The sequence below is a fragment of the Mycetocola zhadangensis genome, assembly GCF_003668565.1.
Classification (GTDB): domain Bacteria; phylum Actinomycetota; class Actinomycetes; order Actinomycetales; family Microbacteriaceae; genus Mycetocola_A; species Mycetocola_A zhadangensis.
The window spans coordinates 261367-276121 of the sequence record NZ_RCWJ01000002.1 but is presented as its reverse complement, the minus strand read 5'-3'; the positions used below and the strand labels follow the sequence as shown (position 1 = coordinate 276121).

General features: G+C 63.1%; 15 protein-coding genes. 8 read left to right on the top strand and 7 right to left on the bottom strand.

The features are described 5' to 3' along the window. Positions 1-2 precede the first annotated feature (2 nt). The 3 genes from D9V28_RS15935 to D9V28_RS07805 all read left to right on the top strand — a co-directional run bounded on the left by D9V28_RS15935 (position 3) and on the right by D9V28_RS07805 (position 5888). Complete coding sequence (locus D9V28_RS15935; RefSeq protein ID WP_147440943.1) at positions 3-3869, top strand: choice-of-anchor G family protein; 3867 nt, start codon at positions 3-5, stop codon at positions 3867-3869. A 121-nt stretch (positions 3870-3990) separates the two neighbouring features. After that, a complete protein-coding gene (locus D9V28_RS07810) occupies positions 3991-4740 on the top strand; it encodes a DUF5819 family protein (RefSeq protein ID WP_121659173.1) in 750 nt (249 codons plus the stop codon). Continuing rightward, positions 4737-5888 (top strand): HTTM domain-containing protein, encoded by a 1152-nt coding sequence (locus D9V28_RS07805; protein WP_121659172.1) that lies wholly within the window; start codon positions 4737-4739, stop codon positions 5886-5888. Before D9V28_RS07810 ends, D9V28_RS07805 begins: the two co-directional genes overlap by 4 nt. Before the next feature lie 6 nt (positions 5889-5894). Here D9V28_RS07805 and D9V28_RS07800 read toward each other — a convergent pair whose 3' ends face one another. Beyond that, entirely contained in the window at positions 5895-7442 is a 1548-nt protein-coding gene (locus tag D9V28_RS07800) for a deoxyguanosinetriphosphate triphosphohydrolase family protein (protein ID WP_121659171.1), read from the bottom strand. 167 nt (positions 7443-7609) lie between these two features. On the opposite strand from D9V28_RS07800, the gene D9V28_RS07795 reads away from it, so the two are divergent. Continuing rightward, the gene (locus D9V28_RS07795) at positions 7610-8032 is read left to right on the top strand and encodes a bleomycin resistance protein (protein ID WP_121659170.1); all 423 of its coding nucleotides are present in this window, start codon (positions 7610-7612) and stop codon (positions 8030-8032) included. Between the two features lie 6 nt (positions 8033-8038). On the opposite strand, the gene D9V28_RS07790 is transcribed toward D9V28_RS07795, so the two are convergent. Continuing rightward, positions 8039-8653: a TMEM175 family protein gene (locus tag D9V28_RS07790; protein WP_183086465.1), complete on the bottom strand. Its 615-nt coding sequence runs from the start codon at positions 8651-8653 to the stop codon at positions 8039-8041. Between the two features lie 182 nt (positions 8654-8835). Between D9V28_RS07790 and D9V28_RS07785 the strand changes: the two genes are divergently transcribed. Next, a complete protein-coding gene (locus D9V28_RS07785; protein WP_147440942.1) occupies positions 8836-9756 on the top strand; it encodes a DUF4190 domain-containing protein in 921 nt (306 codons plus the stop codon). 52 nt (positions 9757-9808) lie between these two features. Here D9V28_RS07785 and D9V28_RS07780 read toward each other — a convergent pair whose 3' ends face one another. Continuing rightward, positions 9809-11053, bottom strand: a complete 1245-nt coding sequence (locus D9V28_RS07780) for an RNA polymerase sigma factor (RefSeq protein ID WP_121659167.1) — start codon at positions 11051-11053, stop codon at positions 9809-9811. Positions 11054-11077: 24 nt separating this feature from the next. Beyond that, positions 11078-11497, bottom strand: a complete 420-nt coding sequence (locus D9V28_RS07775; RefSeq protein ID WP_121659166.1) for a YciI family protein — start codon at positions 11495-11497, stop codon at positions 11078-11080. 315 nt (positions 11498-11812) lie between these two features. On the opposite strand from D9V28_RS07775, the gene D9V28_RS07770 reads away from it, so the two are divergent. Together D9V28_RS07770 and D9V28_RS07765 are read left to right on the top strand one after the other, a co-directional pair. Next, the gene (locus tag D9V28_RS07770) at positions 11813-12070 is read left to right on the top strand and encodes a type II toxin-antitoxin system Phd/YefM family antitoxin (RefSeq protein WP_121659165.1); all 258 of its coding nucleotides are present in this window, start codon (positions 11813-11815) and stop codon (positions 12068-12070) included. Next, entirely contained in the window at positions 12067-12465 is a 399-nt protein-coding gene (locus tag D9V28_RS07765; protein WP_183086464.1) for a type II toxin-antitoxin system VapC family toxin, read from the top strand. Before D9V28_RS07770 ends, D9V28_RS07765 begins: the two co-directional genes overlap by 4 nt. Here D9V28_RS07765 and D9V28_RS07760 read toward each other — a convergent pair. Then, a complete protein-coding gene (locus D9V28_RS07760; RefSeq protein ID WP_121659163.1) occupies positions 12462-12773 on the bottom strand; it encodes a hypothetical protein in 312 nt (103 codons plus the stop codon). The two genes, D9V28_RS07765 and D9V28_RS07760, sit on opposite strands and share 4 nt — an antisense overlap. 195 nt (positions 12774-12968) lie before the next feature. Between D9V28_RS07760 and D9V28_RS07755 the strand changes: the two genes are divergently transcribed. Next, a complete protein-coding gene (locus tag D9V28_RS07755; RefSeq protein WP_121659162.1) occupies positions 12969-13556 on the top strand; it encodes a hypothetical protein in 588 nt (195 codons plus the stop codon). Positions 13557-13577: 21 nt separating this feature from the next. Here the strand turns inward: D9V28_RS07755 and D9V28_RS07750 are convergent, their stop codons facing one another. Next, complete coding sequence (locus tag D9V28_RS07750) at positions 13578-14195, bottom strand: GyrI-like domain-containing protein (protein WP_121659161.1); 618 nt, start codon at positions 14193-14195, stop codon at positions 13578-13580. 26 nt (positions 14196-14221) lie between these two features. Beyond that, positions 14222-14743, bottom strand: coding sequence for a DUF6609 family protein (locus D9V28_RS07745; RefSeq protein WP_147440941.1), 522 nt, complete (start codon positions 14741-14743; stop codon positions 14222-14224). Between the last annotated feature and the right edge of the window lie 12 nt (positions 14744-14755).

Below are 14755 nucleotides of genomic sequence, written 5' to 3'. Positions count from 1 at the left end.
TCATGAATTCAACGCGAGCTCGCGGTAGGCCGAAAGCATTGAGGCTGGGAGCAGTCGTCGGGGCCACATCTTTGATGCTCTTCGGGTCCGTGACAGCAGCCCACGCTGCTCCGGGCGATAGCTCTAACTCGTCGGCGCGGTTCTTGTCCGGATCGTTGTTGGCAAACGGTGAACTTCTGGACGCGATCGCTGAACTCGAAGGTGTCTCTACCTCAAGCGACGGGACGGAGTCTGAAAGCCAGGCGACGCCGCTGGATCTTGAGGTCCTGAGCACGCTGAATGTTGCGATGCCGTCAGGGCTGAGCATTCCGCTCGGGGACCTCCTCGCTCTCGGTGCCGCGAACCAGTATTCCGAGTCCTCCGCTGATGGCTCGTCTCGTGCCGTTTCCGGCACGGTCACCGACGCGGGAATTATCGACACGAGTGGATCAGCCGCGTACCCGGCGGATGCGACTCTCGACCTGATGGCGCTGCTGCCTTCCACGTCGATACTCGACACTGCGTCACTCAACGTCGGCGCCGTCACCGGTGTTGCAGCGCTCGATGCTGCGAACCCGGCCGTGATTGCTGAGGCCTGCGACGACGTGACGAACCCCGACCACTGCCGTGGTTACTCTGTTGCCGGACTGGGACTGAATGTCGGCTCGGAGACCGTCAGCGGTATCAGCGCGGGCGTCAACGGTGCCCTGGCGACCGCTTCGACAACGGTCAACGGACTTTCTGATGTGATCGAGCAGGGCGTCCTTGACGGAGTACTCGACTCGCTGGATCTGATCGGCGGAATCCTTCCCGGTGTTCAATTGGGGGCTAACGATCTTGAGGTCGCCATCAGCGCGGACCTCGAGGCCGCCGTCTCAGGTGTCCTTTCGACACCGACATCCCTGAATGGGGTCACAGTCGACCTGGCAGCAGGAACCATAGTCGTCGACTGGGCCGAGATTGCCAATCTGAATGGCCTGGCACCCAACACGCCGGTTCTCAGCGCGGCAACCATTGGCGCCGTCGCCGACACGCTGGCAGAACTGCTGGGCAACCTGCAAACGACGCTTAACAACGCCATCGCGCCTGCTGTGAACGCAGTGGCGGTTGACATCTCCGGCGGCGTTTGCCTCCTCAGCCTGCTTGGAATCTGCACGGCGGGACTGGACATCAACTATGACGGAACGCTCGGCGATCTCCTCGACGGTGATGCCGCGCTTACGGTCACTGGAACGGGCCTGCTCGCGGTGCTCGACCCAATTTTGACTCCACTGCTGTCCACCCTTCAGGGCGCGGTTTCCGGTGTGCTGTCTCCAGTACTCGAGACTCTGCTGAGCACGACGGGCACGGCCGTGGGTTCGGTTGTCACGAATGCTGCGAACGTTCTTGATCCTGCTCTTCGGGCTATCGGCGATGTCGCAGGAGTCACGGTAAACGTCCAGGAGCAGCCCGCACCCGGAGTGTTCCGCGAAACAGCCGTCCGCGTGACACTTCTGGGCGGCATGCTAGGCACGGTTGATCTCGGCCGCGCCCAGGTCGGACCGAACGTTTCGGCGGCACTCGACGTGACGGATGTTGTGATCACGTCCCCCACGCCGGGACAGGTAGTTGAAGTTCCGGCTGAAGGCGGCACAGCTGACGTGACCGTCAGCGGCGAAGGCGAGCCCGGTGCCACAGTTGTCGTCAATCTCACCGACGAGGAAGAACAAAGCGTAATCGTGGGCACGGATGGCACGTGGACCGCGCCTTTCACTGGCTTGCCTGTCGGCCCATACACGGCCACGGCGACGCAAACGTCCGGTGGCGATGTCAGCACGACGACCGTGGACTTCACGGTGGCCGTCGCAGTGATCGATGACGTTGCGATCACTGCTCCTACCTCAGGCCGTGTATTTGAGGTCCCGGGTGAAGATGACACTGCTTCCATTTCGGTCGCCGGTACCGGTGAAGCCGGTGCATCAGTAGTCGTCAACGTGCCCGGTCTGCCGGTGCAGACCGTTGCTGTTGGTGAGGACGGCACGTGGGTCGCCCCCTTCACCGGAGTCCCCGTAGGCGCTCACACCCTCACAGCGACCCAAACCGTGGGCACGGAGGTGAGCACGGCAACAGTCGACTTCTCTGTCGCTGTTGATGTTACTGAGGTCACCATCACCGCACCGACGGATGGACAGGTGATCGAGGTGCCACTGGGGAGCACAAACACTCCGGTGACATTTGCTGGCGCGGGTGAGCCCGAGGGAACAGTGACCGTCACAATCCCTGGGCAACCAGAGCAGACGGCGACCGTTGACCCTGACGGCACCTGGACGATCCCCTTCCCGGCCTTGCCGGTGGGCTCGTACACTGCAACGGCCACTCAGACCTCGGGCTCTGATGTCAGCACCGCAACGGTTGACTTCTCTGTGGCAATCGATGTGGCAGCAGATGCGGACACCGACGCAGACACGGACGCAGCAGCCGACGCTGACGCAGACGTGGACGCAGCAGCAGACGTGGACGCGACAGACGCAGCAGCCGACGTGGATGCTGCAGCAGACGTTGATGCGGCAGACACCGACGCGGCATCAGATGCAGACGCAGCAGCGGACGTAGATGCTGACACAGACGTGGACGCAACGGACACCGTCGCAGGAGCAGACACGGACGCAGCTGCGGACGTGGATGCTGACTCAGACGTCGATGCGACAGACGCCGACGCGGCAACCGACGTGGACGCTGACGCTGACGTTGATGCGACCGACGCTGACGCAGCCGCAGACACAGACGCAGACGGCGCAGCAGCAGACGTAGATGTAGACGCAGACGCAGACACGGATGCAGCAGCCGATGCTGACACCGACGCAGCAGCGGACGTAGATGCTGGCGCAGCAGCCGACGCAGACGTGGACGCAGCAGCGGACGTGGACGCGACTGATGCTGATGCAGGGGCCGACGTCGACGCGACAGACGCCGACGCAGCGGCCGACGTGGACGCTGCAGCAGATGTTGATGCGGCGGACACCGACGCAGACACGGACGCGGCATCAGACACAGACGCAGCAGCGGACGTAGATGCTGACACAGACGTGGACGCAACGGACACCGTCGCAGGAGCAGACACGGACGCAGCTGCGGACGTGGATGCTGACTCAGACGTTGATGCGACCGACGCTGACGCAGCAGCAGACGCAGACGGCGCAGCAGCAGACGTAGATGCAGACGTGGACGCTGACGTGGACGCTGACGCAGACGTGGACGCAACGGACACAGACGCAGCCGCAGACGTTGATGCAACTGACGCTGACGCTGACGCAGCAGCAGACGCAGACGGCGCAGCAGCAGACGTAGATGCAGACGCCGACGCTGACGCGGATGCAGGAACCGACACGGACGCGGCAGCCGATGCTGATGCTGATGCTGATGCTGATGCAGCAGACGCCGCAGCTGATGCTGACGGTGCAACCGACGCAGGCGGCGACGTGGACAACAGCGGCACCAAGGGCATGGTGAAGCACACCAGCATCGTCCGCGGTACCGGCGTGGTGCAGGAGGTCCTCGGAATTGGGTTCGCGCCCGGCGAGACGGTCTCCGGCACGGTTCACTCGACACCGTTCCCACTCACCCCGAAGGTCGCTGACGCTGCGGGCAACGTGACGTTCAGCTTCGCCATCGACGCGGCATTCGAGCTCGGAGCCCACAGGGTCGACCTGGTCGGAAGCGTGTCGGGTGAGGTTCTCGACCGCAACGAAGCCACTCAGTTCACGGTGATCGCTCCGGTTACCGCGGGCAACGGCGATGCTGGCAGCCTTCCGGGCACCGGCTTCGGCGGAATCTGGCTCGGCGGTGTCTCCGCCCTCCTGCTCCTTCTCGGAGCTTCGCTGGTGTTCGTTCGCAAGACGCAACTCCAGTAACACCTTGAGCGGGTCACTGTCCTCCCGACCGTGACCCGCTCACACCTCAGAGTGGCGGCCATCGACATCGATGGCCGCCACTCAATTTCCACTTCCACTCCCACTACCTATCGGAGAACGAATGAGTTCGAGAGCAAAGGGTCCGCGGATCGCAGCGATTGTCGCCTTGCTGGCGGTTGCCGCCTATGTCGCCGTCACCCTGATCATCGTCCTCCCGTCGTCGCCCATGCGACCAGCGGTCGTCTCGGCGGCGAGCCCATACTTTTCCCAGAAGTGGAACGTCTTCGCTCCCAACATCATGAAGACGAACTCCGAACTGGTCATCCAGGCCCAGTGGCGCGACGATGGCCAGCTCGTCAAGAGTGACTGGGTCAGCATTACAGCGATCGAGCAGAACTCGGTGGCGGGAAGCGCCATGCCCTCCCGCATCCAGAAGTCCTCCTGGAACGCCGTCAACGCATACAACAAGCGATACGTTGCGCTCACCGAGGCCCAACGCAACGTGGTTCGCGACACCTTCATCGAGCGGCACGACGGTGGCTACCGCGCGAAGCAGGCCGAACCGCTGGTGTCTCAACTCACCGAAATGGGCCAGAACCGCGCCGCAGTGGTCCAGTTCTTGCGGTACGACTACATGCTCAAGGAGTCCGCCACCACCTTCGCAACCGCACACTTCGACAAACCCATCGAACGCGTCCGTTGGAAGTTGCAGCGCGAACGACCGAACGACTTCGAGCACCGGTTCGATGACGAGGCCCAATTCGATCCGTACGTTGTTGTCTTCGGCTGGCGCCACGCCGACGACCTGATCGATCCCGAAACCATCGCCGTGTACGACGACGTCCTGGCCCGATACGGAGACTCCCGATGACCACAACGCCCAGTCGGACGAAGAAGCGCACCATTTCAGCAACGGATGCTTCGCGCAAGCCGCAAGCGACAGCATCCGTTTCTGCGTTTTCGGTCTCAAACCGATTCGATGCCCTGGTGCGCTGGATCACAGACGCGAAACGTGCCACCTACAGCCTTTCGGCGCTGCGGATCGTGTACGGGACGATCATTCTCGCGTTTCTCAGCACCAACCTGAGGGATCGGCATTACCTCTGGGGTGTGGCCTCTGCTTGGGTTGAACCGGAAGCGAAACGCAGGGGTTGGGCCGAGATCCTGAGGGTTCTGTTCAGTAAGGACAACGCGTTTCTCTTCGATGTGGCGTACGGCGCTCTGTTCGTTCTCGCGCTCGTCTTCCTCGTCGGGTGGCAGACCCGGTTTGTGACGCCACTGTTGACGTTGTTCTGGGTGGGGCTGTCGACGAACAGCGCGGTCCTGACCAACGGCGGCGACACGATCATGAGGATTTCGCTGCTGTTCCTGGTCTTCGCGAACCTCTCACAGCACTGGTCAGTCGATGCCTGGCTGCGGCGCAAGCGCGGCCCCACGCGCAAACCCGTACTCAAGGGCTGGTTCACGTTTCCGTCATGGGTGGGAAACGCGGCGCACAATGCAGCCGTCATGCTCTGTGCGTACCAAATCCTTCTTGTGTATGTGAACTCCGGCATATACAAACTGATGGGTGAGGAGTGGCGCGACGGCACGGCCTTCTACTACTCGGTGGTGCTCGACGTGTTCCGCCCGTTCCCGGCGCTGAGCGACCTCACCTGGCAGTGGGAATTCGGCGTCTACGTCGCGACATTCCTGTCGATTTGGGTGCAGTTGCTCTTCCCTCTCTTCCTGCTGTGGCGGCCGACCCGCATCGTCGCGCTGGTCTTCATTCTCGGCATGCACCTCGGAATCGGTTTGTTCCTGGGCCTGTGGCCGTTCTCGCTCGCCATGATCGCGCTCGATCTCCTGTTCGTTCGAGACAGTTCCTGGTGCCAGGCGATCATCTGGCTTCGTGGGGTGAGCGCCACCCTGCGGGAGATCGTGCAGCAGCGCCGAGCGCCAGCGCTCGCTCAGGATGAGCCCGCACCGGCTGAGCCGACGCAACCCGAGGTACGCGAGACGGCCGGGGCGCGCTCCTGAACTGGGCTACAGGCCGCGGCCCGACTCCCAGAGGTTGTCTGAGGTGCCGCTGATCAGCGTCGCCACCGAAATGGCCTGGGCGTCGGTGAGTGACGCGATGTAATCGATCACGGCGCGAGCCTGGCCCAGGCGGGTGATGTCCGACTCGCCTGTCGACACCCCTGCCAGGGTGAAGTACTCGGGTGCTTCGTCGCGCAGGCGGCGGTATTCGTCTGTGGTCGCTTCGACCGAGTCGAGCAGTCGGCGTGGGGCACGGGCGGCGTCTGCCGGGTCGTTAAGCCAGCCGTGGAAACCGTCGACGAGGGCTTCGATCACGCGGGACTGGCCGCGCTGGAACACGGCGAGGTCGGGGCGGTCGAGCACAAAGCGGGTGTGCACGAACTTCAGCACAACGACGTCGTGCCAGGCCTGCCGGCTCAGCCGCACGTGTCCGCTGCGAATGTTTGGCTCCCGCTCGACCCGAATGGACCCTTTGAGCCGGTCGATCCAGCGCCGGGTAAATGCGGAAACCGCGCGGTCTGCCTCGAGTCCGCCGTCGTACGGAATTGTCAGGAGACCCTCAACGAGATCGCTCGTGACCCGTTCGACCGCGTTGCGGAAAGCATCCGCATCGGCAATCCAGGCATCCTTTGCCTGCACCTGTCGCCATGCTGCTTCGAGCGAGTGCCCTGGGATGCGGCGAACGGCGAGTTCCGAGTCGTCGAGCGCGGCGAGCGCCGACTGGGAAGCGAGCCAGCCGTTGAGCTCGGCGGACACCGAGGTGTACTGCAGAACCCCAGCGCGGTAGAAGTCGTCAAGGTCGTGCACGGAATACGCGATGTCGTCTGCGACGTCCATGACCGAGCACTCGAGGGTTTGCTGGTGGCGCCCGATGGCGGGGAAAGCGGCGAGCACGTCTGCCATCTCCCGAGCGTCGATCGAGTACGCCGAGAACTTCTGCGCACCGGTCGAGAAGTCTGAGCCAACACCACGTGGCAGGTCTTCGGCGTCACGTGGGGGGATGGTGCGCCACTCGTTGCGAGTCCACGGGTACTTGAGCACAGCGGCTCGCACGGCTTTGGTGAGATTGAGGCCGCGCGGGGTCGCGTCGCTGCTGTCGAGTGCGGTGAGGATGCGGAAGGTCTGGGCGTTGCCCTCGAAGCCGTCAGGCAGGCCCAGCTTGGTGCGGGCCGCACGGTCGAGCACCTGCTCGCCGAGGTGACCGAACGGCGGGTGCCCGAGGTCGTGCGCCGCTGCTGCGGCCTGAACGACCACGGGGTCACATCCGCCGAGGTCCTCGATGGTGCGGCGCACCTCGTCGGATGCGTCACGGAAGCTCACGGCGATCGAGCGGGCAACGGCAGACACTTTGAGCGAGTGAGTGAGACGGTTGTGTACGACGGTGCCTGAACCGGCCTGCGGGATCACCTGCGTGACGGCGGACAGCCGCGAGAAGTAGGGAGAGAACCGGATGCGTTCAACGTCGACGCGGAACTCGTCCTCGAGATCGGTGTGCGGCTCGGCAATCGTGCGGTCACGACCGCCTTCGGTGTGGGATCTCGGGTAGCTCAGCATGGTGTTCGCCAGCCTACCGACGTCGCATCGAGAGGATGACCGGGTTGCGAAGTCGCACAATCGCGGGACGAGACCGCTGTGTCCGGGCGACGACGAAACTCCGAGGCTAAGCGGCGGGCCTCAATCTCTATTCCGCCTGATTCGGCTCGGGCGCTCATACTGAGATCATGAGCCAGAAAGCGGACGCCCCGCTCCCATCTGTTGTACCGGAGCTCCTCATATCCGATCTCAGTGCCAGTCTTGCCTTCTGGTCGGGCTTGTGTGGCTTCGAGGTTCTCTATGAGCGTCCTGAAGAGGGATTCGCCCTTGTGCACCGTGGTTCCGCCCACTTCATGCTCGACCAGATAGGACAGGGCCGAGACTGGGTGACCGGAACGCTCCAACGGCCTTTCGGACGGGGAGTCAACTTCGAGATCTCGGTTGACGCCATCGACGACATCGTGTCCACACTCGACGAGGCCAACTGGCCTCTCTTTCTGGCTCCCGAGACAAAGCATTACCGAACTGCAACGGGCAGCACGGGGGTCAGGCAGTTCCTCGTCCAGGATCCCGACGGTTACCTGCTCCGCTTCAGCTCACGCCTGACGTAACTCCCATCACGTCACCCGCGCAGCACGCCGACCAAGCACCCGCTCGATCGGCCCCGCGAGGACCAGGAGCAAGAGCGCGAGATAATTCACGCCCGGCACGAGCACAGCAACGACGAGCGCAATCCCGAACAGGATAGTCATCACTGCGGTGCCGCGAACCCCGCGCGGGTCGATCGGATTCTCCGACGCTTCCAGCTGGGAGTTCCCCCGAACCGTGAGCGACAACAGCGTCAGCAACAAACTGCTCACAAGCATGGTGCCTAGGTAAAACACGATGGTCAGCTTTTCGGTGTCGAACTCAGCCGACATCGCCGTCGGCAACGGCAGCACAACGATCGTGAACACCCAGGCCAGGCTGAGAAAGATGACGCGCCCGTTGTACGACGCGACGTGCTCGAAGAGCGTGTGATGCGCTACCCACAGCCGCGCAATCACGGCGAAACTGATGAGAAAAGCGAGAACCTGGGGCCATTCCTCGGTGAAAAAATGGGCCGCGGTTTTTTCGGTATCGCTGTGAACGGATGCCGCATCCACCAGCGGCAGGATCAGTAGCGTTATCGCGATGGCGACGACCGCATCCGTGAAGAAGATGAGTCGTTCAAGTCCGCGCGTCGTCGGCATGGCCCCAAGGCTAGCCATGCGCATTCGTGAGTGCCATGGTTCTCGACCGACCAACTGGGGATTGCCTCGCATGGCAGAAGCGACGCCAACGGGACGACGTCAATCGAGTGTCACCCTAAGACGGGGTAGCGACAACGGGCAATCAGGCTGGGGGAACGCTGAGTGCAATGGAGAATCGAATTATGTCCGAAACGCAGCAGCCTTACAGCGCACAGCCAGTTCCGCCCGCCCCCGACACTTTGGGATCGCCGTACGGAGCACCGACCCCTCCCGCCCCCGGCATGCAGTACCCGCCGAGCGCACCACCCGCCAAGCCAGGTAACGGCCTCGGCGTTGCAGCTCTGATCGTCGGCATTGTCGCCTTGATCGGCGCTTTTATCCCTCTCATCAACTTCGTTTCCGGCTTCCTGGCAGTTGTCGGCATCATCCTGGGCATCATTGCAGTGGTTCGCAAGAACAAGCCCAAGAAGCTCGCCATCGCCGGTTTGATCGTGTCGGTCGTTGCCCTGATCCTGTCTGTTGTACTCGCATTCGCGTACACCGCAGGGTTCGTCGCCGCCGTCGAGGATTCGACGCCGCAGACCAGCGAGCAAAAAGAAGAGGAAGAAGCCGCAGTCGGTCCACGGGATGACGTCGCAACCGACGCGTCAGCAGAGGTTGGAACCCGCGAGAACCCGGCGCCGATCGGCACCACCGTCGAAATTACCGATGCTGGAACACCCGAGTACGAAGTGACCCTCGGTGCTCCGATCCTGGACGCGACAGCAGCTGTCGCCGAAGCCAACCAGTTCAACGAGCCCGCCCCGGAGGGCTTCCAGTACGCGGTCCTCCCGGTCACGGTGACCTACGTCGGAACCGACACCGGTACGCCGTGGATCGACCTGAACCTCGCATTCGTCTCGGCCGCGGGCACCACTCACGACGAAGCGGACAGCCTGGTCGTTGCTCCCGCACCGACGTTCATGGAGATCAACGAGCTGTACCCGGGCGCCAGCGGCACCGGCAACATCGTTGTCGCCATCCCGACGGCTGACGCCGCAAACGGTGCATGGACGGTTGAGGCCCTCTTCTGGGGCGACTCGTTCTTCTTCGCCGCACAGTAACAATCACGATTCGACGAGGCCGAGCACCCACGGTGCTCGGCCTCGTCTTCGTTCAGAGCGCGGCGGCCTTCGCGATCAACACGTCCCGTTGTCGCGAGTTCGGCGTCAGGGCCGCAGCTGTTGCGAACTCCGAGCGCGCCTCCTCGACCCGGCCGAGTTGCGCCAGCAACTCGCCGCGCACGCTCGGCACCAGGTAGGACCCGCGCAGACTGCCCGCGTCGACGAGGCTGTTCACAATACGAAGAGCGGATGCCGGTCCGGTCGCCATCGAGACTGCCGCGGCTCGATTCAGTTCAACGACCGGGTTGGGAGCGACCCGGCCAAGCGCCTCGTACAGCAGCACGATTCGATCCCAGTTGGTGTCCCTCACACTCGGCGCTGTCGCGTGGCACTCAGCGATCGCCGCCTGCAGGGCATAGCTGGCCCGGCCGCGACCGAGTTCGTCCGCTCGCGCAAGGGCAGCGCGACCCCTGCCGATCTGCGCTCGATCCCAGCGGCTCCTGTCCTGGTCAGCCAGCAGAATAGGCGCACCGTCCTTGTCCACCCGGGCAGCAAACCGGGACGCCTGAAACTCCATTAGCGCGACGAGCGCGTGCGCCTCGGGCTCTTTCGGCACGAGGCCAGCGAGCACTCGGCCGAGCCGCAGCGCCTCGTTCGCCGGCTCAGCACGAAACCACCTCTCTCCCGATGTGGCCGCGTAGCCCTCGGTGAAGATGAGGTAGACCACGCCGAGCACTGCGGACAGGCGCGGTTTCCACTCGCTGGGTTCCGGCACCTCGAACGGAACATGCGCCGCAGCGAGGGTCTTCTTCGCCCGCACAATCCTCTGCTGGATGGTCGCGACCGGAACGAGGAACATCCGCGCGATCTCCTCGGTGGTGAGGCCTCCAACAATCCGCAGTGTCAGCGCGATCTGTCCCTCACGACTGAGCACGGGGTGGCACGCGGTGAAGACCAGACGCAAGACGTCGTCGTCAATCGGCTCCCAGACATCCGCTGCCATTCCTTCGCCATCGGCGGCGTCTTCCAGATCCTGAGCCAGCGCGCGATAGCGTTCGTCGAGCCGCTCGCGGCGTCGCCAGCTGTCGATCGCCTTGCGTTTGGCGACGGCGGTGAGCCAGGCTGCACCGTTGCGTGGCACCCCGGACTCGGGCCACTGGGCCAGTGCGTCGACGACGGCCTCGTGCGCGAGGTCCTCGGCGAACCCGAGATCGCCGGTCATGCGGGCCAGGGTGGCGACGATCTTCGCACCCTCGATGCGCCAGAGTGCATCGAGGGTGCGCTTCACGTCAGCCATGACAAACCTCAGCAGACCGACGGGCTAGAAGCCCTCGGCCCGCCAGACGGCTTCCTTCTGCATGGCCGGGGTGTCGGCGTACTCGGCGAAGTCGCTCATGTCCGTGACCCGACGCACCTCGAGCCTGGCGCCTGGACCGAGCGGGCACCGGCTTGCCCATTCGACGGCCTCTTCCTTCGAGGCGACCTCGATGATCCAGAAACCGTTGAACAGCTCGTGGAGCTCACCGTATGGACCGTCGGTCACGGCAGGGGTGTCGCCCTCGAAATCGACGACGAAGTTATCGGTCATGTCTTCGGCGAGCCCCTCGCCGGAGAGCATCACTCCAGCATTGATGAGTTGCTCGTTGTAGTTACCCATCTGCTCGAGCACCTGCTCGAACGGAATGTCCTTGTACGCCTCGAATGCCTTCTGCGACGACCGCATGATCAACATGTACTTCATGAGAGTTTCTCCTTGAGTTGTGGGCGCCGATTGCGCCCTCTACACAAACGTCGAACGGCGTTGCGTCAGATCGACACTGCGCCAAAAGTTTTTTGCCGACCCAAGTCTGCCAATTCTGCCCGGCACAGATCCACTTGATCTTCTCGGCTCGGATGCGTTCACGCAAGAGTTATCCACAGGACTGGGCCACTCTGTTCTCTGCGATCGGCGCGAGGTTAGCCTCACGAAATGACAACGCCGAGTTCTTCCGCACGCGCACATCGCTGGGTATTCTGGCTAGATAACCTAGCCATCTTGGAACGCGAGGCGATCAGTATGGAAACTGTCAACATCCTCGACGCGCGCAACAGTCTCTCGAAGCTCGTATCGGCGGCCGAGCGGGGCGAAGATGTGGTGATCGCGAAGCGCGGCAAGCCGGTGGCCCGTCTCACGGCGATCCCTGATGAAGCCAACGCCCACACCGGTGCTGCTCTCACCTCGTGGTTGAACGAGCACACTCTTCCCGACAGGATTCGTCGAAACACTGCGGACCTGGATGAGCAGATCCTTCTCGAACGCGAGGCGTGGGAGTGATCTACCTCGATACCTGCATCCTCGTATACGCGCTGGAAGATACAGGGCCTCGAGGCGACATCGTTCGCGCACGCATCGCCGCGCGCCCCGATGTGACGTTTGCGGTCAGCCCTCTCGTCACCTTGGAACTGCTCGTAGGCCCGCTGCGAAACGATGACCTGGAGCTCCGCGACCACTACGTCGCGTTCCTCGCCCAATTCCGGCGCCTTCCACTCACGGAGAACGAGTTCTTCCGGGCAGCCGAACTGCGCGCGAGGCATAACCTGCGCACGCCGGATGCCCTCCATCTCGCGGCCGCCCAGCTCTCGGGCTGTGACGAGCTGTGGACGAACGACTCTCGGCTCGCCGTTGCCTCCCACGGTCTCGCCGCAAACGTCCTGACCCTCGAACGTTAGAGTCCCTCCCGACCCCCTGGAACCTTGTGCCAGGGGTCATCGGCGTTCTCGAGAACATTCGACCAGAACACAACCGTCGAAATCGGCAGCGCGAGTATGCCGACGATCAGCGCGATCGTCGCCATCCACCGACCCGTCTGGCGCTGAGCGATGCCGATAATCGCCAGCACCATCGCGGTGATCGCGAACAGGAAGGTGAAGCCCGAAAGCTTCGGCACCACCGCGAACAACAGAGCAATCCCGGCGAAGACGAGTGCGACCACGCTCACGCGATTGCGCCGCACCGCCGGTATGTGCAGATTCGTCACGACGTCTCCCGTTCATCGATCAGCTTGTAGTGAACCACGCGGCACAGGAAACGTCGGGATCTCACGGCGAGCGGATGCCACGGGGCACGAAACAGCAAATCCCCGGTCGCCGACCCATCCTTGGTCGTGCTCAAAGCGGCTCGCTATCGTGGGGAGCGAACCACACCCTGAATCGCTCGCCGACGAACGGATGCCATGTCGAAGAAGAAGAAGCCCGCGAATCGCACCGGACATCCCGCCCGCCGCAGCCACCTCAACCTGGTCGGCTCACCGTCAACCGCGGATACCGCTCTCCTGCTGAAATTCACCACCTGGTACCGCAAGCACGCCGTCGAATACGACGAGCATCCCGAGCCCGATGCATTCAAAATCCTCGCTGGTGTCCTCTTCCAATTGGCCGCCGACCGCGGACTCTCACTGAGCCACCCCACCGTCGACGTGCTCGATACCGTGCTCGGAATGGTCGCGGACGACGAGGAACTCAGCGAGCTCGAGGGACCAGCCCTCGACGTGTTCATGCACTTCCTCGAGTTCCTCAATGAAACCGACGCCTGGCGCGGCACTGATGAAGAGTTCGACGAATCGATTCAGTTCATCGGAACACTGCTCGACGATTCGCTCGATGACGAGAACGAGCCAGAGGCCATCCTCGACGAGCTGCTCGAAGGTCTCGAGGCTATCCCGAACGTACCGATCGAGAGTGGCACCAGCGACCCCGTTGCCAACACCAGGCGTGAGACTGCGCAGAACACCTGGTCCGACCGGCCGCCAGCGTCGTCCTGATGTCTCGAGCCGTGGCGCTCGTCACAGCGGTCGGACGGGCTGTCGCAACACTGTTTTGAGCTTGGCGGGGGCGGTGCGGCGCGGGTCGCTCAGGTAGATCTCGTGGTGGTCACCGTTGAACGCCAACCGGTGTGCAGGCATATATTCGTGGTGAAGCCTGTGCAGCGTCGGGGCCTCATCGTCGTAGGAACCCACGTGGAGAATCTGCACCGTGGTGCCCTCGTTCAACGTGAGGAGCCGCACGCGCTCGGCGCCCGGAACGCCCTTCTTCGCTTTCACATTCGCGACGGCACGCTCGACCATGTCGACGGTGATCCACTCTGGTTGGTTAATCAGCATGGTCCAGTCCCAGGTGTCCTTCTCACGCCGGGTGAACGCGGTCATATCGTCAGCTCGCCACAGCCCTTCGAGCGGTCCGACAACGAAGTCCCGACCGAGCGCCTTCTTACTCTCGAACTTGAGCGAGTAGGCCACGGGATACAGGGTTTCGAGTGCTTCCGTGTACTCGGGCGAGGTGTTGGGGTCGCCGTGTCCGTCGATCGCGAGGTACTGCAGCTCGGGCACGTCCACGACCGAAAAGTCCTTGGATGACGGCGCATACAGCGCCTTATGCGCGGTCTTGACGTCGTACTTGTCCACTCGGTTCCCTTCCTCCGAAGCCATGGCTAGCTGTAGCTCACGGCGATCATGAGCGCGCCACCAAGGATCTTGAGCACGCCGTCGACCGCCCAGAACACACGGAGGTCGACGCTCGTTGTCCTCAACCCGATCCAAGCATTGACCATGCAGACAATCGCAAGAACGGCGCAGATCGGGCCATGACTGAGGCCGAGGATCAGGAAGTGTGCGCCGACGATAAAGAGCATCCACATCCAGAACGGGCGCGAGTCCATGTCAAGGAACTTCCGCACGACGACGCTAACGAGGTAGCCCTCGACGAGAAATGCAATGCCAAGCACGATCCACTGCCATATCGGCGGGCGCACGCCTTCGTCGAAGATCAGCCGGGTCGCACCACCAACGGCCATGATCAGCACACCAAGGGCGGCACCTGCGATCAGCCAGACGATGCGCCACTTGCGTCCGCCGAATGCCCCGACGAGGATGCCGAGCCCGATCGCCACCAGGAACGCACCGCCCCCACGCATGAGCGGGAATAGCTCGGGCATGTCTGTAAAAATGGGCACGGCCCGAGTCTG